A 1363-nucleotide genomic window follows, 5' to 3' on the forward strand; every position below is an offset into this window, starting at 1 on the left:
AAATCAAAGAGTATAAAATCATTGTCATCTGTACTGGTCTGGGCTTGCTTGTAGGAGGATTTTTTTTGCTAAAGCCAGTTCCACAAACACCTGTCAAGGAAACGAATTTGCAGGCTGAAGTTGCAGCTGTTTCCAAGGATTCGGTATCCGAAAAGGAAGAAGCTCTTGAACAAGATCTAATCACAGTAGATGTAAAAGGTGCTGTTAAAGCACCTGGAATTTATGATTTGCCTGTAGGTAGTCGAGTCAATGATGCTGTTCAGAAGGCTGGTGGCTTGACAGAGCAAGCAGACAGCAAGTCGCTCAATCTGGCCCAAAAAATCAGTGACGAGGCTCTGGTTTACGTTCCAACTAAGGGGGAAGAAGTAGCTAGTCAACAGACTGCTTCTGGGACAGCTTCTTCAACAAGCAAGGAAAAGAAGGTCAATCTCAACAAGGCCAGTCTGGAAGAACTCAAGCAGGTCAAAGGCTTGGGAGGAAAACGAGCCCAGGATATTATCGATCATCGTGAGACGAATGGCAAATTCAAGTCGGTTGATGAACTTAAGAAGGTCTCTGGCATTGGTGCTAAAACGATAGAAAAGCTAAAAGACTATGTTACAGTGGATTAAGAAACTCCCTATTCCCCTAATTTACCTGAGTTTTCTGTTACTTTGGCTTTATTACGCTATTTTCTCAGCATCCTATCTTGCTTTGTTGGGCTTCGTTTTTCTGCTAGTTTGTCTCTTTATCCAATTTCCTTGGAAATCTGCTAGCAAAGTTCTAGTGATTTGCGGAATCTTTGCATTCTGGTTTCTGCTTCAAAATTGGCAACAGAGTCAAGTTAGTCAAAACCTAGCGGATTCTGTTGAAAGGGTACGGATTTTGCCTGATACTATTAAGGTCAATGGTGATAGTCTATCCTTTCGTGGCAAGTCTGATGGACGCATTTTTCAAGTCTATTATAAACTCCAGTCCGAGGAGGAGAAAGAAACCTTTCAAGCTTTAACCGACCTTCATGAGATAGGACTAGAAGGGAAGCTTTCGGAACCAGAGGGGCAGAGGAATTTTGGTGGATTTGACTACCAAGCCTATCTGAAGACTCAGGGAATTTACCAGACTCTCAATATTAAAAGAATCCAGTCACTTCAAAAGATTGGCAGTTGGGATGCAGGTGAAAACCTGTCCAGCTTACGTCGAAAGGTTGTAGTTTGGATTAAGACACATTTTCCAGACCCTATGCGGAACTACATGACAGGGCTCTTACTAGGACATCTGGACACTGACTTTGAGGAGATGAATGAACTATATTCTAGTCTAGGAATTATCCACCTCTTTGCCTTGTCTGGTATGCAGGTATGTTTTTTCATGGATGGATTTAAGA

The 1363-nt window shown here is 42.2% G+C and carries 2 protein-coding genes; both read left to right on the forward strand.

The window, feature by feature from the left end; translation table 11 throughout:
* Positions 1–2: 2 nt before the first annotated feature.
* Positions 3–611, forward strand: a complete 609-nt coding sequence (locus QZ359_RS07250; RefSeq protein WP_293965036.1) for a helix-hairpin-helix domain-containing protein — start codon at positions 3–5, stop codon at positions 609–611.
* On the forward strand, positions 595–1363 hold a 769-nt coding region (locus QZ359_RS07255), incomplete at its 3' end, for a ComEC/Rec2 family competence protein (protein WP_293965038.1). The genes QZ359_RS07250 and QZ359_RS07255, both read left to right, overlap by 17 nt.

The organism is Streptococcus sp., from assembly GCF_019414905.1.
Classification (GTDB): domain Bacteria; phylum Bacillota; class Bacilli; order Lactobacillales; family Streptococcaceae; genus Streptococcus.